16 protein-coding genes and 1 pseudogene are annotated in these 18209 nt (G+C 47.4%); 14 read left to right on the plus strand and 3 right to left on the minus strand.

The genetic code is table 11. The features are described from left to right. Positions 1–276 precede the first annotated feature (276 nt). The 8 genes from GBH70_RS10750 to pyrE are packed head-to-tail and all read left to right on the plus strand — an operon-like array spanning position 277 to position 9751. Entirely contained in the window at positions 277–1170 is an 894-nt protein-coding gene (locus GBH70_RS10750; RefSeq protein ID WP_151681046.1) for an aspartate carbamoyltransferase catalytic subunit, read from the plus strand. Next, complete coding sequence (gene pyrC / locus GBH70_RS10755; protein WP_151681047.1) at positions 1171–2457, plus strand: dihydroorotase; 1287 nt, start codon at positions 1171–1173, stop codon at positions 2455–2457. It begins immediately after the preceding gene. Beyond that, positions 2454–3551: a carbamoyl phosphate synthase small subunit gene (locus GBH70_RS10760; protein ID WP_151681073.1), complete on the plus strand. Its 1098-nt coding sequence runs from the start codon at positions 2454–2456 to the stop codon at positions 3549–3551. Before pyrC ends, GBH70_RS10760 begins: the two co-directional genes overlap by 4 nt. Then, on the plus strand, positions 3535–6741 hold the full coding sequence (carB, locus tag GBH70_RS10765; RefSeq protein ID WP_151681048.1) for a carbamoyl-phosphate synthase large subunit: 3207 nt from the start codon (positions 3535–3537) through the stop codon (positions 6739–6741). Before GBH70_RS10760 ends, carB begins: the two co-directional genes overlap by 17 nt. After that, complete coding sequence (locus GBH70_RS10770) at positions 6738–7511, plus strand: dihydroorotate dehydrogenase electron transfer subunit (protein WP_151681049.1); 774 nt, start codon at positions 6738–6740, stop codon at positions 7509–7511. The genes carB and GBH70_RS10770 overlap by 4 nt, the downstream gene beginning before the upstream one ends. Beyond that, entirely contained in the window at positions 7508–8428 is a 921-nt protein-coding gene (locus GBH70_RS10775) for a dihydroorotate dehydrogenase (RefSeq protein ID WP_151681050.1), read from the plus strand. Before GBH70_RS10770 ends, GBH70_RS10775 begins: the two co-directional genes overlap by 4 nt. Further along, the gene (pyrF, locus tag GBH70_RS10780) at positions 8421–9128 is read left to right on the plus strand and encodes an orotidine-5'-phosphate decarboxylase (RefSeq protein WP_151681051.1); all 708 of its coding nucleotides are present in this window, start codon (positions 8421–8423) and stop codon (positions 9126–9128) included. Before GBH70_RS10775 ends, pyrF begins: the two co-directional genes overlap by 8 nt. Then, positions 9128–9751, plus strand: a complete 624-nt coding sequence (gene pyrE / locus GBH70_RS10785; protein ID WP_151681052.1) for an orotate phosphoribosyltransferase — start codon at positions 9128–9130, stop codon at positions 9749–9751. Before pyrF ends, pyrE begins: the two co-directional genes overlap by 1 nt. A gap of 372 nt (positions 9752–10123) precedes the next feature. Here pyrE and GBH70_RS10790 read toward each other — a convergent pair. Continuing rightward, a pseudogene (locus GBH70_RS10790) lies at positions 10124–11025 on the minus strand (nuclease-related domain-containing protein). A 116-nt stretch (positions 11026–11141) separates the two neighbouring features. Between GBH70_RS10790 and GBH70_RS10795 the strand changes: the two are divergent. The 6 genes from GBH70_RS10795 (at position 11142) to GBH70_RS17230 (ending at position 16345) form a co-directional block, all read left to right on the plus strand. Next, a complete protein-coding gene (locus GBH70_RS10795) occupies positions 11142–12269 on the plus strand; it encodes a transposase (RefSeq protein ID WP_151681053.1) in 1128 nt (375 codons plus the stop codon). A 223-nt stretch (positions 12270–12492) separates the two neighbouring features. Beyond that, entirely contained in the window at positions 12493–13050 is a 558-nt protein-coding gene (locus GBH70_RS10800) for a 5-formyltetrahydrofolate cyclo-ligase (RefSeq protein WP_151681054.1), read from the plus strand. A gap of 13 nt (positions 13051–13063) precedes the next feature. After that, entirely contained in the window at positions 13064–14404 is a 1341-nt protein-coding gene (locus tag GBH70_RS10805; RefSeq protein WP_151681055.1) for an MFS transporter, read from the plus strand. A 281-nt stretch (positions 14405–14685) separates the two neighbouring features. Next, positions 14686–15816: an AI-2E family transporter gene (locus tag GBH70_RS10810; protein ID WP_151681056.1), complete on the plus strand. Its 1131-nt coding sequence runs from the start codon at positions 14686–14688 to the stop codon at positions 15814–15816. Between the two features lie 18 nt (positions 15817–15834). Beyond that, on the plus strand, positions 15835–16086 hold the full coding sequence (locus GBH70_RS17225; protein ID WP_253693759.1) for a hypothetical protein: 252 nt from the start codon (positions 15835–15837) through the stop codon (positions 16084–16086). A gap of 1 nt (position 16087) precedes the next feature. Next, positions 16088–16345 (plus strand): GNAT family N-acetyltransferase, encoded by a 258-nt coding sequence (locus GBH70_RS17230; protein ID WP_253693762.1) that lies wholly within the window; start codon positions 16088–16090, stop codon positions 16343–16345. Positions 16346–17173: 828 nt separating this feature from the next. On the opposite strand, the gene GBH70_RS17235 is transcribed toward GBH70_RS17230, so the two are convergent. Beyond that, positions 17174–17425, minus strand: a complete 252-nt coding sequence (locus tag GBH70_RS17235) for a hypothetical protein (protein ID WP_253693765.1) — start codon at positions 17423–17425, stop codon at positions 17174–17176. A gap of 300 nt (positions 17426–17725) precedes the next feature. Then, on the minus strand, positions 17726–17878 hold the full coding sequence (locus GBH70_RS17240) for a hypothetical protein (protein ID WP_253693768.1): 153 nt from the start codon (positions 17876–17878) through the stop codon (positions 17726–17728). Positions 17879–18209 lie beyond the last annotated feature (331 nt).

An 18209-nucleotide genomic window follows, 5' to 3' on the forward strand; every position in this document is an offset into this window, starting at 1 on the left:
AGGGCCCTCTTTGCACCCTCGCGGCAAAGAGGGCTTTTTTGGGAATCGCTGAAATCGCGTGGCCTAGATATGAAAAGTCAATACGGAACACCTTTTAATCACAAGTCCAGAGAGGCTTGAAAGGGTGCCGGCGTAGCATGGCATTCGCCTTGCTGTGCCTGTTCTCGCGCACCCTGCTTGATTGCAGGGTGTTTTTTTACGGAACTGCAGGATGGCGATGAAGCTGGAGAAACACGAGCACAGGCTGCCGCTTGAAAAAATAAGGAGGATGTTAACATGCAGCATTTCCTGACGATGTCCGATTTGAGGAATGATGAAATTCTTGAGCTGCTGGAAGAAGCGGATGCTTTTTCAAAAGGGGCGCAATGGAAAACACCGGAACCGGTTTTTGCAGTAAATCTGTTTTATGAACCGAGCACGCGGACAAAATGCAGTTTCGAAGTGGCGGAGCGACGGCTCGGTTTGGAACTGCTCCCGTTTGAAGTCGGGGCATCCAGCGTGCTGAAGGGCGAAACTTTGTACGATACGGTGAAAACTTTGCAGTCGATCGGCGTCAGGGTCGTTGTCATCCGCCATCAGGAAGATGAATATTACAAAAAACTGACCGGGAACGTGGAACTTTCGATTGTAAACGCGGGCGATGGCAGCGGCCAGCATCCGTCCCAGTGCCTGCTGGACCTTTTAACGATCCAACAAGAATTTGGCACGTTCCGCGGCTTAAACGTTTGCATCATCGGGGACCTCGTGCACAGCCGTGTGGCCAGGTCGAACGCGTGCGCCCTGCAAAAGCTCGGCGCAACCGTAAAGTGCTCGGGGCCTGTCGAATGGTATGATCCGACAATGAACATTGATTATATATCCGTGGACCAGGGCGTCAGGGAAGCGGATGTGGTGATGCTTCTTCGGATCCAGCATGAGCGCCATAAAGAAACCGCGCATCTTTCCAAAGAAGAATACCACCACGAATACGGGCTGACAGTGGAAAGGGAGCGGATGATGAAGCCGAATAGCATCATTATGCATCCGGCGCCGGTCAACCGCGATGTTGAAATCGCAAGCTGCCTCGTGGAATGCGGCCGCTCGCGGATTTTTAAACAGATGGAAAACGGGGTTTTTGTCCGGATGGCAATTTTAAAAGCAATTTTACAAAAAGAAAAGGTGGTTTGCTGAATGGGCTGGTTGATCAAAAACGGCGTTGTATTGGATAAAAACGGAAAGCTGGTGCAAAAAGATATCCGAGTAAAGGGAGGCAAAATTGCGGAAATCGGAGCGGGCCTGAAAACCGCAGGCGAGGCTGTATTTGAAGCGGAAGAGCTTGCGATTTTACCGGGCTTTGTAGATCTGCATGTGCATTTGAGGGATCCCGGGTTTGAACATAAAGAAACGATCCGTACCGGGACGATGGCGGCGGCAAAAGGCGGATTTACGACAATCGCCGCGATGCCGAACACAAACCCGGTGACCGACCGGCCGGAGAGGCTAGCGGCTGTGCAGGAAAAAATCAAACAGGATGCGGTGGTGCGCGTACTGCCTTATGCGGCGATCACGCTTGATGAACAAGGAAAAGAGCTTTCCAATTTTGCCGGTTTAAAAGCACAAGGCGCCTTTGCTTTTTCTGATGACGGCGTGGGCGTGCAGGAAGCGGACCAAATGCTTCGCGCTATGGCACAGGCAAAAGCGCTTGGAATGGCGATTGTGGCCCACTGCGAAGACAACTCGCTCATACACGGCGGCTGCGTGCATGACGGGAAATTTGCGGCAGCGCACGGCTTGAAAGGAATCCCTTCCGTATGCGAGTCGGTGCAGATTGCCCGCGATGTACTGCTTGCGGAGGCAACCGGCTGCCATTACCATGTCTGCCATATCAGCACGAAAGAGTCGGTCCGGGTTGTCCGCGATGCAAAAAGGGCCGGTATTCCGGTAACGGCGGAAGTAACGCCGCACCACCTGCTTTTGTGCGAAGACGATATTCCGGATGCGGATGCAAACTGGAAAATGAACCCGCCACTTCGGACAAAAGAAGACCGAGACGCATTAATTGGAGGCCTTTTGGACGGAACGATCGATTTTATCGCAACCGACCACGCTCCACACGCCGCGGAAGAAAAAGCAAAGGGCATTGAACTGGCACCGTTTGGCATCACCGGATTTGAAACTGCTTTTCCGCTTTTATATACGCATTTTGTCGAACAAGGAATTTTTACGCTGAAACAGCTTGTCGACTGGATGACGGTAAAACCTTCAAAGGCATTCGGCCTTCCGTACGGCGTGCTTGAAGTGGGGGCAGCCGCCGACATCACGGCAGTGGACATAAAGGAGCGGAAAATCATCATTCCGTATGAATTTTTATCAAAAGGGAAAAACTCCCCGTTTGGGGGCCGCGTTTGCACAGGTTTTCCGGCAGCAACATGGGCAAACGGGGAATTGGTATGGGGAAAGGAGTTGGCGGTAAAGTGAAAAGACAATTGATCTTGGAAGACGGCACCATTTTCAAAGGGGAGGGGTTTGGCAGTTTAAAAGATTCATATGGGGAGATCGTCTTTACAACCGGAATGACCGGCTACCAGGAAACATTGACAGACCCGTCATTTTACGGCCAAATCGTGACATTTACATATCCATTGGTCGGGAATTACGGCATCAACTGGAACGATTTCGAAGCGTCAAGGCCGTATGTAACAGGTCTCGTTGTAAAAGAAGCGGCGGAATACCCGTCCAACTGGCGGAGCACTTTGTCGCTTGGTGAATTTTTAAAGGAAAAAGAGATTCCGGGGATCGCCGGCATTGATACAAGAAAATTAACGCGGAAAATCCGGGCGTTCGGAACGCTGCGGGCGGCGATCTGCGCAGAAAATGAAGATGCTGATACGGTAATTGCCGGCCTGAAAGCGAAGCCGTCCGTCCGTGATGCGGTCGCGCAAGTTTCCCCAAAAAAGCGGTATGAAATAGATGGGCCGGGCAAACATGTCGTTCTTGTCGATTTTGGCGCAAAAAAAAGCATTTTAACAGAGCTCACGAAACGGAATTGCCGCGTTACGGTGATGCCTTACAACGTTACGGCAGCTGAGATTTTGTCGCTCCGGCCGGATGGCGTCATGCTTTCAAACGGCCCCGGCAATCCGAAAGATGTCGCATGCGGGATCCAAATGGTCAAAGGCCTGCTTGGAAAATTGCCGCTGTTTGGGATCTGCCTCGGCCACCAGCTGTTTGCCCTTGCCTGCGGCGCCGATACGTTTAAATTAACATTCGGCCACCGTGGCGTCAATCATCCCGTCCAGGACATCCAAACGGGCAAAACGGTGATCACATCGCAAAACCACGGCTATGCAGTTGATGAAAAATCGCTATCGGGAACCGGCCTGATGGTGACGGAACGGGCATTAAACGACGGTACGATTGAAGGGCTGGCCCATACAATATATCCGGCTTTCACCGTCCAGTATCATCCAGAAGCATCACCCGGCCCGCACGATTCAAACCGGTTATTTGACCAGTTTTTAAACATGATCGATCAGCATCAGGAGGAACACAAATATGCCAAAACGCACTGATATTCAAAAAATCCTTGTGATTGGGTCCGGACCGATCGTCATCGGCCAGGCTGCTGAATTTGATTACGCGGGAACGCAGGCCTGTCTTGCCCTCAAAGAAGAAGGCTATCAGGTCGTTTTGGTCAACTCCAATCCTGCGACGATTATGACCGATACGGAAATGGCGGATAAAGTTTATATTGAACCGCTTACCGCTGAATTTGTCAGCAGCATCATCCGGAAAGAACTCCCGGACGCCCTGCTCCCGACGCTCGGCGGCCAGACCGGCTTGAATATTGCAATGGAATTGGCGAAATCCGGCATTCTCGACCAGTACGGCGTTGAAGTGCTCGGGACAAAACTGTCCGCGATCGAACAGGCGGAAGACCGCGAAGCATTCCACGACCTGATGGGAAAACTCCATGAACCTGTGCTGGAAAGCATGATCATCCACTCGCTGAAAGAAGCATACCAATTTGTTCAGAAAGCAGGCTATCCGGTCATCGTGCGCCCGGCTTACACATTGGGCGGAACCGGCGGCGGCATTTGCCATGATGAAGAAGAATTGGTTGAAACGGTCACTAACGGCCTTCTCCAAAGCCCTGTCCGTCAGTGCTTGCTTGAAAGAAGCATCGCCGGCTTTAAAGAAATCGAATACGAAGTGATGCGCGACAGCGAAGACCACGCCATTGTCGTATGCAATATGGAAAATATCGACCCGGTCGGCGTCCATACCGGCGACTCGATTGTTGTCGCTCCTAGCCAGACGTTGAGCGATAAAGAATACCAAATGCTCCGCAATGTTTCTTTAAAAATTATCCGTGCGCTCGGCATCGAAGGCGGCTGCAATGTGCAGCTTGCGCTTGACCCGAACAGTTTTGACTACTATGTCATCGAAGTCAATCCGCGTGTGAGCCGTTCATCGGCGCTTGCATCAAAAGCGACCGGCTACCCGATTGCGAAACTGTCGGCAAAAATAGCGGTCGGCCTGACGCTTGCCGAAATGAAAAACCCGGTTACCGGCACCTCTTACGCCAATTTTGAACCGGCGCTCGATTATGTTGTCACAAAAATCCCGCGTTTTCCGTTTGATAAATTTGAACAAGCATACCGCAGGCTCGGCACCCAGATGAAAGCGACCGGCGAAGTGATGGCGATCGGCCGCACGTTTGAAGAATCGCTGTTAAAAGCCGTGCGCTCGCTTGAAATCGGCCTCCAACATTTGGAGCTGGAAAACGGCGGGGAAATCAGCATGGAAACGATCGAAAAGCGAATCCGCAACGCCGGGGATGAACGCCTATTTTACCTGGCAGAAGCGTTAAGAAGGAGGATTTCAATCGAACAGCTTCACGACTGGAGCAAAATTGACCTGTTCTACCTGTATAAGCTCGAAAAAATCATCCGCTTCGAAAAAACGCTGCTTGATTCATCGTGGGATGTTGAAGCTGCCCAAAAAGCAAAAGTGATGGGTTTTGCGGATCGCGTGATCGCCAAATTGTGGAACACGGGAGAAGAAAAAGTATACGAGTGGAGGAAACAGCATGGAATTTTGCCGGTGTATAAAATGGTCGACACATGCGCAGGGGAATTCGCATCGGAAACGCCGTATTTTTACGGTACATATGAAGAGGAAAACGAATCGGTTGTCACAAACAGAAAAAGCATCATCGTTCTCGGGTCAGGCCCGATTCGAATCGGTCAGGGGATTGAATTCGACTATGCAACGGTACATGCTGTCTGGGCGATCCAGGAAGCGGGTTATGAAGCGATTATTATCAACAACAACCCGGAAACGGTCTCAACCGATTTCAGCATCTCCAATAAGCTCTATTTTGAACCGCTGACAATTGAAGATGTCATGCACATTATTGATCTTGAACAGCCGGAAGGAGTTGTAGTCCAGTTTGGCGGCCAGACGGCAATCAATCTCGCGGAAAAACTGGCTGAACGCGGCGTGCGCATTCTCGGCACTACGCTTGAAAATTTGGAACGTGCTGAAGACCGCGACAAGTTTGACCATGTTTTAAGCCAACTCGGCATTAAACGCCCGCTTGGAAAAACCGGTACTTCAGTGGAAGAAGCGGTCGCAATCGCGGAAGAAATCGGATATCCGGTCTTGGTGCGCCCTTCATTCGTGCTCGGCGGCCGTGCGATGGAAATTGTCTACCATGAAGATGATTTGCGCCAGTACATGAAGACGGCGGTAAAGGTAAGCCCGAACCAGCCGGTGCTCGTTGACCGCTATGTTACCGGCCAAGAGTTTGAAGTCGATGTCATTGCGGACGGCAAAGATGTGCTCATCCCCGGCATTGTCGAACATATCGAACGCGCCGGCGTCCATTCGGGAGACTCGATAGCGGTTTATCCGCCGCAGCGTTTGGCAGAAGATCTGAAAGCGGAAATGGTTGAAACATGCAAAAAGCTGGCGGCAGGACTTGAAATTAAAGGCTTGATGAATATCCAGTTTATCGTTTCAAACAATGAGCTTTATGTGATTGAAGTCAACCCGCGATCGAGCCGAACCGTGCCGTTTTTAAGCAAAATTACCGATGTCCCGATGGCCAAACTTGCCATGAAAGTGATGATAGGTGAATCGCTAGAACAACTCGGTTTCGGCATCGGGCTGAGGCCTGAAAAACAGGAAGTGTTCGTCAAAGTGCCGGTCTTCTCTTTTGCCAAATTGAAACGGGTTGAACCGACGCTCGGGCCGGAAATGAAATCGACAGGCGAAGTCATGGGCCGCGATCTGACTTTCGAAAAAGCCTTGTACAAAGGGCTGGCTGCTGCGGGCACAAAACTGACGTTGAACGGCAGCATTCTGTTTACCATTGCCGATAAAGACAAGCGGGAAGCCCTGCCGCTCGCGAAACGCTTCATTGATATCGGCTTTACGTTAAAAGCAACAGAAGGAACGGCAAAATTTATGAGGGAAAACGGGTTAGTTGTTGAAGAAGTGGAAAAAATCGGGGGAGATGGCGATACGGTGCTCGACTCGATCCAAAAAGGCGAAGTGCAGTTTGTCCTGAACACGATCACAAAAGGGCAGCAGTACGAGCGCGACGGGTTCCAAATCCGCAGGCAAGCGGTCGAAAGCGGCATCCCGTGTCTGACTTCGCTCGATACGGCAGCCGCGATCCTGTCCATTTTGGAATCGATGAGCTTCTCGATCCGTCCGATTGCACAAGAAGAACAGCAGGTGATACGCGCATGATGCAGGAACAAATGGTAGTCAAAAAGCATAGCAGCATTGCAAAAGACATCTATGAAATGGTGCTTGCGGGTGATTTGGTCCGGCAAATAGCCCGCCCCGGCCAATTTATCCATATTAAAGTCGGCAGCGGAATTGACCCGCTGCTCAGGCGGCCGATCAGCATTGCGGAATTGGACCGGGACAGGTGCGAAATCACAATTCTTTACCGGGCGCAGGGGAAAGGGACGAAAATGATGGCGGAAATGAATCCAGGGGAAAAATTGGATGTGCTCGGCCCTTTAGGCAACGGGTTTCCGGTTGATGCACTCCGGCACGGGCAAAAAGCGCTCCTTGTCGGCGGCGGCATCGGAGTTCCCCCGCTTTACGAACTGTCTAAACAACTCAAAGCAAGAGGCGTCGAGGTCCGGCATGTGCTCGGATTTGAATCGGCGGCGCACGCCTTTTATATCGATCAATTTTCTGCACTCGCCCCAACCTCCGTAGCAACAGTGGACGGCTCCCGCGGAACAAAAGGGTTTGTAACAGATGCTTTGGCCGGTGATGGATGGAACTTTGACTGTATTTACGCATGCGGCCCGGCGGCGATGTTGCGGGCATTGGAAACGGAATACCCGGGCCGGCGCGGATTTTTTTCACTCGAAGAACGGATGGCATGCGGAATCGGCGCCTGCTACGGGTGCGTCTGCCGGACAAAAAATAGCCCGGATAATGCCACGAAAAAGGTTTGCAGCGACGGCCCTGTATTTGAAATGGGGGAGGTGCTCATATGACCGACTTGCGTGTGGAATTGCCCGGATTATCATTGAAAAATCCGGTCATGCCGGCGTCGGGCTGCTTCGGCTACGGGCGGGAATACAGCCAATGGTATGATTTAAGCGAATTGGGCGCGATCATGATCAAAGCCACAACAAAAGAACCGCGCTTCGGTAACCAGCCCCCGCGCATTGCGGAGACGGAAGCCGGCATGCTGAACGCGATCGGCCTGCAAAACCCGGGACTTGAAAAAGTAATGGCCGAAGAGCTGCCGTTTTTGGAATACTACGATGTCCCGATCATTGCGAATGTGGCCGGATCCACGATTGAAGACTATGTGTATGTCTCGGAGCATATTTCAAAAGCGCCGAATGTCCATGCACTTGAACTCAATATTTCCTGCCCGAATGTAAAATCGGGAGGCATTACGTTCGGCACTGATCCGGTCATGGCGTATGAACTGACAAGGAAAGTCAAAACCGTCTCCGAAGTGCCGGTATATGTGAAACTTTCCCCAAATGTGACTGATATTGTTGCGGTTGCGAAAGCGGTGGAAGCCGGCGGTGCGGACGGGCTGACAATGATCAACACGTTGTTCGGCATGAAGCTGGATTTGAAGACGGGGCGGCCGGTGCTTGCCAATGAAACGGGCGGCTTATCCGGGCCGGCGATTAAACCTGTGGCCATCCGGATGATTTACCAAGTAAGTCAACAGGTGAAAGTTCCAATCATTGGAATGGGCGGCATCCAAACGGCAGAAGATGTCATTGAATTTTTATACGCCGGCGCAAGCGCAGTCGCAGTCGGCACCGCCAATTTTATTGAACCTCTCATCTGCCCTCGCATTATCCAAAAACTGCCGGAAGTGATGGAACAGCTCGGCGTTAAAAAGATTACAGAGTTTGTTGGAAGGAGCCATAAACAATATGCATAAACCGATCATTGCCCTGGATTTTCCTTCGTGGGAGGATACCCGGGAATTTCTGCAGGGGTTTCACGGCGAACCGCTCTATGTGAAAGTGGGAATGGAATTATTTTATCAAACCGGCCCGGGCTTGATTGCTTCCCTGAAGGAAATGGGGCATGACATTTTTCTCGATTTAAAACTGCACGACATCCCGAATACGGTGCGGCAGTCGATGAAAGGGCTGGCTGCGCTTGATGTGAACATGGTCAACGTCCATGCCGCCGGGGGATCCGAGATGATGGAAGCTGCGCTCGAAGGTCTTGATGCCGGTACCCGCGCCGGGAGAGAACGCCCCGCGCTCATCGCGGTGACGCAGCTTACCAGCACATCAGAAACGCAGATGCAGAAAGAACAGGGCATTTTAAAGCCGTTGCGCGAATCCGTTCTCGATTATGCCGCGCTTGCTTACGAATCCGGGCTTGACGGCGTGGTCTGCTCGGCGCTCGAAGCCCGCGATATCATGGATCGGATCGGCGCTGCCTTTTTAAAAGTGACGCCGGGCATCCGCCTGGCCGGGGATGGTGCGTCCGACCAGAAGCGTGTTGTCACGCCGGAGAGAGCGCGGGAACTCGGCGCAACCGCAATCGTTGTCGGGCGCTCGATTACGAAAGCAGCCGATCCGTATACTGCCTACTTAAAGGTTAAACAGCAATGGGGGAAAGAATAATGGAAAATTATATCGCCGGACAATTACTGGATATTGAAGCCGTTTTTTTAAAACCGAACGAGCCTTTTACATGGTCATCGGGCATCAAGTCGCCGGTTTACTGCGACAACCGTATTACTTTGTCGTACCCGAATTTGCGGAAAGAAATTGCGATCGGGCTGAAAAAGCTGATTGAAGCGCATTTTCCGGAAGCAGAAGTCATCGCCGGAACCGCAACAGCCGGCATCGCACACGCCGCGTTTGTAAGCGATCTGATGAACCTGCCGATGGTTTACGTGCGTTCGAGCGCGAAAAAGCATGGGAAAGGCAATCAAATCGAAGGACGGGTCGCACCCGGCCAGAAAGTTGTCGTTGTGGAAGATTTAATATCAACCGGCGGAAGTGTGCTTACAGTTGTCCGTGCTTTGCGTGATGCCGGCTGCGAAGTGCTTGGCGTTGTCACGATCTTTACATACGAACTGCCGGCCGGGGCGGAGAATTTTACACGGGAAGGCATTACGGCTTATTCCTTATCGAATTATACCACGCTGCTTGAGGTAGGCGTGGAAAAAGGCCTGATCCGGGAAGAAGACTTGGCAACGCTGCAGGAATGGAGGCAGGATTCGGAGAATTGGGGGAAATGACTTGTGAACTGGAGGGCTGGTTGAGGCCCTTTTTATGTTTAAAGACACAGTACAGAAAAAATTAGGGGAAACTGTCATTTACAAAAGTGGAAAAAGACAAAAGTCTGTCAAACCCGAAAAGAATTATCTTTTACAGGCAGCTAAAAGGACAAAAGGGATCCGCCCCGTTCAGCAATTGTCTAATTGAGGCAGCCAAAAAGATAAATATTGTCTTTTTCAGAGACACAAACAAGACTAAAGGAAGAAAAACAAAGAAACTGCATAATCAAAAGAATAAAGCAAATATATCATTGAACAAACAAAAACGCCGCCCTTTACGAAATGTGTTAACTAAAACTTACAGTGTTCTTTAAAAAAATACAGCCAGCAAAATTATTTGTAGTAGGACCACCTACCGCTACATGCTTTATTAAAATTTTTCTCCAGTATTCTATTTAACCTCTTCTTCGAATCCACGATTTTACACCAATCATAGATTCCCTTCGTTGTAATTTTTCGATCAGGAAACAGCATTTGAAATTCCCTGATACTCCATATGAACGCCGCTTCAACGGTTTCGCGGTGCCCGCAGTTTTCACAAACGATGCTCCTTCCCTGAACAGCACAAGAAAACGAACCGCACGATGCGCAAATAATCCCTTTCCGTAACTGCTCATATTCATACCGGGGCAGCTGCATAAAAGGCGATTCTTCAATATGAAGCGACAGAAGTTTTTCCGCCAGTCTCTTATGTTTGCCGTTCAGCTTTGCAGGCAATGAATTCAAATGTTTAAAATACCGGTTGATTTGAGTCGGGAAAATAAGTGGCGTATTCAGAGGGGCATGATAAAGAGTGAATTCGGGGTGAATAAAAATAACGGAAGCAGCGACAGGCATGTCAAATCCAAGCGAATGGAGCAGCTGCCGGAAAAGCGATTCGCAACGCCTCAATTGAATAAGCGGGTTGCTGATCTCGGACTTATTTCATAAATTCTTTCCCCTTCGTAGTAAAAATCGCCTTCATAATTTTTCACTTCAAACACGTAAATGGTTTCCCCGGTAATCACAAGCGTATCTATCTGGAATGTCGTATTGTTCAAGTAGAGACGCAAATCATTCAATACTAAGCAATCGCATTCAAGTTTCTCTGTCAGCAAGTCCAAGTGACGCTCCCCTTCGTATCCTTTTTCGAGATTCCAATAGTACTGCTTGTCTTTTTCAGTGAGATCCATTCGTCTGTTTAACGATTTAAAAATAAACAGCTCAAGAGATTTTGTACGATCTTTATAAAGCATGGTTCACTTCCTCCCTGATTAAAAAAATTCAGACTACAAGTTGATTATATATCAAATAGAAAAATTAGGCACCCATTTTTAGTATAATAAAAATATCAATCTATTTAGGTGATGTTATGAACAAATTTCGCATCGAGTATACCACAGGGTCTGTGCCATTCTGTTCGGGTTTGGCGGTGGTGGGGTTTCTCCTCCAGCAAACGAACCTTGCTTCAAGGCTTGACAATGCCATATCGGAAAATATTAAACGAAACCTTGGATATTCGAACGGGGATGTGGCCAAGTCTTATATCGGGCTGCTTTGCCTTGGAAAGAAGGATTTTGGCGCAATTGAAGCTTTCCGCAATGACACGTTTTTCCGCTCTTCTTTCAATCTCGAAAGGGTGCCTTCCAGCGCGGTTTTGGAGCACCGGTTGGACGAGGCTGCCTTATCGGATGAATGGAACGGCATTTTAATGGAAGAGTCTCTGGAACTGATTCACCAAACCAATGCGCCGGTCAGCCCGGTGTTCATAAAAGATCAAGCGTATGTATCAGTTGAGATTGAAGGTCCATTTGCTTTCATCGGTCAGGAAGGGTACTGCATCCAATTTGAAACGGCTACGGAACTGCAATTCATTCAAAAAACCGTCCAGTCTGCGCAAAAATTGGCAGCCGGCCCTTTTCTTTGGCGGCTTGATACCGGGGAGGACAGCACTGAAATTGTATCGGTATTGCTTGAACATGAAATGGATTTTATTTTGAGACAAACTCCGCAAAATACGGATGCATGGATTGAAAACGCCCTGAAACACGGCATGTGCTGCATTGAACGCGAAGGGGAGAATGTATATTTTGGATTTGTGCCTGAAAACGTTACTGTAAACGGTCAGGGAAGAACCGTCCGTAAAGTTTTTAAAATGATTGAAAGGACCATTGATCAAAACGGGCAAATCTTTTTGATGCCGCAATATGAGATGGAATTGTACTGGACAACGCTGGGTATCCCGGCAGCAGCCGTTTTGCAGCTTTACAACGAACATCAGAAAGTTTGTAATCAAATCAATCGTGAATTCAAGTCTGATCTTCATTTTAAACAGTTGCCATCCAAACATGACAAAACAAACGAACTCGTCCTGCATTTTGGCATGTTCGCCTATAACCTGCTTCGCGTCATCGGCCAGGGGAACAAGCGAATGAAACGGATCCGGGATGTGATACGGGAATTGCCGAAACGATCGATCCTGGAAGAGAATGAGAACTGAAAAAATTTCCTCATTCCCCATGTACCCGGGCGGTTTCCCAAGGTTCTTTCATTCCGGTTCTGACCATGAATTTATTATTAAAAATAACTTGGCAAATCCATAAAAGCTTGCATTGGGACACCCCCAAGTATACGGCTTAGGCGCTTTTCCTTTTAAACTCCCTGGATAAAATGTTATGATGAAAAAGAAAAAATTTTTCATAATGAGCTTTGGAGTTGAGGAAATGGACAAAACGGAACTGCGGAAGTCAATGATTGCCTATTTAAAAAGCCTGGACGCACGGGAAAAACAGAACATAGAAGAGAAACTGCATGCCCGATTATTTTCATCAAATTTATGGAACCATGCCAAAACGATCGGCATTACGGTTTCCCAAGGATTTGAATGGGACACAAAGCCCATCATCGAAACCGGCTGGGGGCAGGGAAAAACAGTTTGTGTGCCGAAATGCGTGCCGGAAGAAAAAAAGCTCCTCTTTTACCGGCTCGACCTTTTTGGGCAACTGGAGAAAAGCTTCTTTAACCTTTTGGAACCGAAAACTAATGAAACGGAGCAAGTCGACAAGCAGAAAATCGATTTGCTGGTTGTTCCCGGTCTTGTTTTTAACACAAAAGGCTACCGGATCGGTTTTGGCGGCGGGTATTACGACCGGTTTCTTGCAGATTTTCCAAATGATACGGTCTCTTTGGTTTATTCCGAACAGATAAGAGAGGACCTGCCTCTCCAATCTTATGATATTGCCGTTAAGCACATCGTTACTGAGAACGGGATTTTAAAGTAAAAGGGGAGAGTACATGAGCAACAGAACTTCCGTTATGATCAGTATCGTCTTGGCGATGCTGGTGTCATCGATTGATTCGACCATTATGAACACGACGATGCCCGTGATCGCAAAAGAGCTCGGCCGGTTTGACCTGTATGCATGGGCATTTGCATCCTATATGATTACAAGTACCATTCTTTCTCCGATCGCGGGAAGATTGTCCGATTTATTCGGCCGAAAGAAAGTGTTTGGATTCGGCATTCTTTTGTTTTTAGTCGGATCGCTTATGTGCGGGCTTGCAACAGAGATGATCGAATTAATTGTGTTCCGCGCGATTCAAGGAATTGGGGCAGGGTTCATGGTGCCGTTTCCGGCGATTATTGCTGGAGACTTGTTTTCCGTTGAAAACCGGGGGAAAATCCAGGCCCTGTTTACGGGCATGTGGGGCTTGTCCGCCGTTCTTGCCCCGCTGTTGGGGTCTTTCTTCGTTACATATTTTACTTGGAGATGGATCTTCTTTGTAAATTTGCCGGTCTGCCTCATTTCGTTTCTCACGCTGTTGCCGTACCAAGAACATTACGAGCCGAAAAAGGCGAGTGTCGATTATATTGGTGCGGTTTTATTTGCCGTGTCGATCACGTTATTGCTTTTAGACACGGTTGTCCACCGGAACCAAATTTTATATGCAGTAATTGGCGTTGTTTTTCTTATTGTTTTTTACTTTTATGAAAAACGGCAAGGTTCACCGATTGTTCCGCTTTCGATGTTCAAAAACAAAACGATCGCACGGATCAATGTGAATAGCTTTATTGGAACGGTGGCGTTGTTTGGCGCTTCCAGTTATATTCCGCTGTTTCTGCAAAAAGTGACAGGTCTTTCGCTGTTAATGAGCGGGGTTGCCTTGCTTGGATCGTCCATCGGCTGGATGGCTGCCGCTGTCCCTGCCGGAAAATGGATTTTAAAATACGGTTACCGGATATTGTTTATGATTGGAAATTTGCTTTTGTTGATTTCAGGGTTATTATGGATCTTCTTAAATCCAAGCCATGGTTTCTACTATGTCTTTCTTGTGATGATTGTGCACGGCGCAGCTTTTGGATTGATTTCAACGGTAGGGATTATTGGTTCACAGCAGATGGTAAGCGGGCACGAAAAAGGAATTTCAACATCGTTCTTTATGTTTACCCGTAATATGGGTACTGCGATCGGGGTGACGGTCATGGGCGCCTTTTTAACAAGCGGTGCAACGTATATGCAGGGCATACACCACTTGTTCTTGTTTGGCTTCTGCGGCAGTATTTTGGCACTCTTGACATCTTTCTTTATCCAAAATGATCGTGCGGAGAGGGAAGTAAACGCTGCAGATAGTTAAAAAAGCTTTTTCATCTCTTTTCTCTGATAAGCTTGATTCCTTTTTCAACTGCATTTTCTTATCTTGTTTCTGGGGGGTTCAAACACACCGACCTTTTTAACAGCGTAGGAAAGGATAAATCCGGCTATTCGGTTGATTGTCAAACTGGACAACAATTAATTTTTCTTTTGATGCCAAAATGATCCGGTAAATTCTATTCTTTTCAAATATAATCAAGTTAATAAGAAAAGTTGCCGCAAAAACTTCTTGGTGCAGAAAGAGGTAAAAATGGAGGGGCATGGATGAAAGAAATAAGGTTTAGCTTATTGGTAAAATACATATTGCTGGCGGTTATCGCCGTGCTTTGCGTCAAATATTTTGGAACGATCCTTAAAGCGATCGGCAATATTTGGCACGTTGCATTTCCGTTGGTGCTGGGGGCGGTGATCGCTTACGTCCTGAATATTTTAATGAAAAAAATCGAGCACATTTATTTTCCAAATTCGGGCAACAAAATGATCCGGAAAACACGGAGAACGGCTGGTATTTTGTTATCCTTTCTGGTGATCTTTGGGATCGTTTCGATATTAATCCTGATTATTGTTCCGCAATTGGTACAAGCTATTACAGTAGTTATCAATGCCATTCCTGAATTCTACTCCAAAACCGTGGCATATTTCCAGGCGAACAGTGGCCAATATTCCAGTATCGGAAAATTAATATCAAGCCTGCAGGTGGATCTTGATTCGGTCACGAAAAAATTGACATCTTCTTTATCGAAAATGCTGACCGGGATCCTGAATTCAACCTTTTCCATTGCCGGGGCATTTACAAGCGGTGTGATGAATCTCATCATTGCGATCATTTTTGCCGTCTATATTTTAGCCAGCAAGGAAAAATTGTCTGCGCAGGCCGATAAAGTGATCCGGGCATTCTTGAAAAAGAAAACGTCGGAAAGAATATATTATGTTTTAAGGGTTGCAAATGATACTTTTTCCAGTTTTATCGTTGGGCAGTGTGTCGAAGCGGTCATTTTAGGCTGTTTATGTACGGCCGGCATGTTTCTTCTCCATTTTCCGTACGCTGCCATGGTCGGGGCTTTCATCAGCGCAACGGCGTTAATTCCGGTCGTCGGCGCTTATTTGGGGGCGGCTTTCGGCGCGTTTATGATCCTGACAGTGAATCCGATGCAAGCCCTGTTTTTCTTGATTTTTATTGTTGTACTCCAGCAAGTGGAAGGGAATATTATTTATCCGAGAGTGGTCGGGTCATCGATCGGCCTACCTGGTCTTTGGGTGTTGGCTGCGGTGATTATCGGGGGAGGTCTTGGCGGCGTTGTTGGTATGCTTTTGGGCGTTCCGGTGGCTGCGACCCTTTATAAATTGGCTGGCGATCAAGTGCATAAACGTTTACATTCTCCGCAAATAGATTGATAGAAAAAAGGTGCCATGATGTATAAACTGGTCAAACCGGTATTGAAAATGAAAGAAGAATACAAGAAATATTTACAGGAATGGGAAAATCGCGGGGAAAGGATTGTCCCATCCAAATCAAAATTAGGCGGCCGTTCCTGTGAAGATTTTATCCGGAATTTGCGCTCTCAGGAAACGGATGCCATGTATAGGTGGAGATTTGTGCTGGCGACATTGTATGTTTTGGCAGATGAAAACAATAAAATTTACGACGCTAGAGATCAGGCATGATTTGAATGATGCTTTGCTTGAGAGCGGCGGCCACGTCGGCTACGGCATCCGGCCTTCCGAACGTCGAAAAGGCTTAGCTTCGAAAATGCTTGAAATGCCACTTGAAAAAGCAAAAGAACTCGGGCTTGAACGCGTGCTGCTCACCTGCGATAAAAAGAATACTGGATCCGCCAAAACGATCGTAAAAAATGGCGGCATTCTTGAAAATGAAATGGACCATGGAGATAGGGTTACACAAAGATACTGGATGACGTTGTAAACGAGGAAATGAGAGGAGAAACGTGGAAAAGGAAAAAACAAAACCGGGTTTCTCGTGTTAAATCTGGAGTTGTTTGTTTTCATTGCCGTTATTGCCGCATATCTGTATTTATGGAAAAAGTCCCAAAATCCGCTTTTTACAGTATGCGGAATCGTCAGCGTAATTGGCATGGTGTTTAATATTATCTTGATTGCCCGGAAAACGAAGAAATAGGCCTGTCTATCAAAGAAAGAATCTTTTCTGCAGTGATTTTGGGGTAGACATCAACGGCGGAAAGGTGATGAATGTCTACCCATACCGGCTGGTAAGTCCTCTTTTTTCATATTCCTATGACATTAGGGAAGAAGATCAGAAAAATATTCGAGTGTTGGAACCAATTGATGAGCTTTAAACATTTTTCCAAATCGGATTTTGAAACCCATTTTGCATCAATCACTTCTTTTTTTTGGAGTGTAAGGTTATCAAATTGAACGTTTATCCGAATGAGCCAAACTTCGTAAAAATCATAAAACTGGTCCCGTCCGCGCTTTTTATGCATTCCATTTTATTTTTTGGCAACTCAATCCCAATTTCTTCTTTTACTTCCCAGAGGACGCCCTGAAGGCTCGTTTCTCCAGCTAAAACAGACCTGCCCGTACATCCCAAAGATTTGGAGGGGGCTTGCCGGGATGCCGTTTTGTGGTAAGATATTTCCCTTCATCATTTAAATCCATACATGTACAACCAGATGATAATCCCCTTCAGCCAGTAGAATGTCGCGGATATGTTTTCTGTTTGTGAAATTCCTATTGATATCATAGATATCCCAGGGCTCCATGGAAAACTTCCTTATTGTGGTTTGGAAGCTTTAAAAATAATCGTCGGCGGGACGAGCGCAGCTTTTTGAGAGACATACCATTCATTTGGATTGCTGTTCGTATCGGTTTCGCCGAAAAATTCTTCTACCATGTTCTCAATGATAAAACCGTGGCGGATCAGTTCATTAACAAAGGTACTGATTTTCCTTTGATGCATCACAATCGGGACGCCATGCCACGATTCTTTTTGAAGCGGCTCCTCATCATGATAAGATTCTTTCATGATGAACTGTTTTCCATTGTATGCAATTCTGCTGTAAAAAGGATGCTCCCAGCTGAAGATGAACGTTCCGACGGGTTTTAAGTATCCGAAAATGTTCGCCAAGGTTTTTGGAAGGTCTGTTGTCCAGCCCAACGCAAAAATTGAAAAGACAATGTCAAATATTGGGCAGGTAAACTCGGATTTTCTTCCATGAGGCTGATGAACAAATGGACCGAATTTCCTGCATTTGCTAAAACGGTTTTCGCTGTACAGATCTGTGTGTCAGAAAAGTCAAGCCCCCATCATTCGCCTACTCCTTGTTCAATGCAGATATTTCAGCGAATGGTCGCTGCCGCACCCGATTTCTAAAATTTTCTTTCCCCGGACATCCCCGAACAATTTGAGTTCCTTTTCTGCCGGGGTAAAGGGGCCGTATCCGGGCAGTGCGGTTGCGGCAAAAAAATCCCCGGCCACCCGGTCCCACCCTTTCTTATTTATTTTTAACGCATCCATCCACTGTTCCAGTGGTATAACTTCCTTTCCTATTAAACTGTTTCTCTCACAAAAATTATAACAATATGAAATATTTTTTAAAAAGGAAGTTGAAAATTTCCGGAAAAGGGGTATATATGTTTTTACCTGAAAATCAAATAGAAGGAGGTTTTTTGATTGGATCGTTCCGTCATTAGTCAGCAAACATGAAAAGAACAGTCAAGTACAAATTATAAAAGTGTTAAAATGTCGACTGCTATAAAAAATACAATGACTAGTGGTGAGAGGCGGGCATGATAGCCTCGTTTGGTGA

It is taken from the genome of Weizmannia acidilactici (genome assembly GCF_008974225.1).
Lineage (GTDB): Bacteria > Bacillota > Bacilli > Bacillales > Bacillaceae_C > Weizmannia > Weizmannia acidilactici.

What these genes read in the sequence shown, in the direction of transcription:
- GBH70_RS10750 (WP_151681046.1), top strand. Translation starts at nt 277, where the DNA reads ATGCAGCATTTCCTGACGATGTCCGATTTGAGGAATGATGAAATTCTT.
- pyrC (WP_151681047.1), top strand. Translation starts at nt 1,171, where the DNA reads ATGGGCTGGTTGATCAAAAACGGCGTTGTATTGGATAAAAACGGAAAG.
- carB (WP_151681048.1), top strand. Translation starts at nt 3,535, where the DNA reads ATGCCAAAACGCACTGATATTCAAAAAATCCTTGTGATTGGGTCCGGA.
- GBH70_RS10770 (WP_151681049.1), top strand. Translation starts at nt 6,738, where the DNA reads ATGATGCAGGAACAAATGGTAGTCAAAAAGCATAGCAGCATTGCAAAA.
- GBH70_RS10775 (WP_151681050.1), top strand. Translation starts at nt 7,508, where the DNA reads ATGACCGACTTGCGTGTGGAATTGCCCGGATTATCATTGAAAAATCCG.
- pyrF (WP_151681051.1), top strand. Translation starts at nt 8,421, where the DNA reads ATGCATAAACCGATCATTGCCCTGGATTTTCCTTCGTGGGAGGATACC.
- pyrE (WP_151681052.1), top strand. Translation starts at nt 9,128, where the DNA reads ATGGAAAATTATATCGCCGGACAATTACTGGATATTGAAGCCGTTTTT.
- GBH70_RS10795 (WP_151681053.1), top strand. Translation starts at nt 11,142, where the DNA reads ATGAACAAATTTCGCATCGAGTATACCACAGGGTCTGTGCCATTCTGT.
- GBH70_RS10800 (WP_151681054.1), top strand. Translation starts at nt 12,493, where the DNA reads ATGGACAAAACGGAACTGCGGAAGTCAATGATTGCCTATTTAAAAAGC.
- GBH70_RS10805 (WP_151681055.1), top strand. Translation starts at nt 13,064, where the DNA reads ATGAGCAACAGAACTTCCGTTATGATCAGTATCGTCTTGGCGATGCTG.
- GBH70_RS10810 (WP_151681056.1), top strand. Translation starts at nt 14,686, where the DNA reads ATGAAAGAAATAAGGTTTAGCTTATTGGTAAAATACATATTGCTGGCG.
- GBH70_RS17225 (WP_253693759.1), top strand. Translation starts at nt 15,835, where the DNA reads ATGTATAAACTGGTCAAACCGGTATTGAAAATGAAAGAAGAATACAAG.
- GBH70_RS17235 (WP_253693765.1), bottom strand. Translation starts at nt 17,425, where the DNA reads ATGAAAGAATCTTATCATGATGAGGAGCCGCTTCAAAAAGAATCGTGG.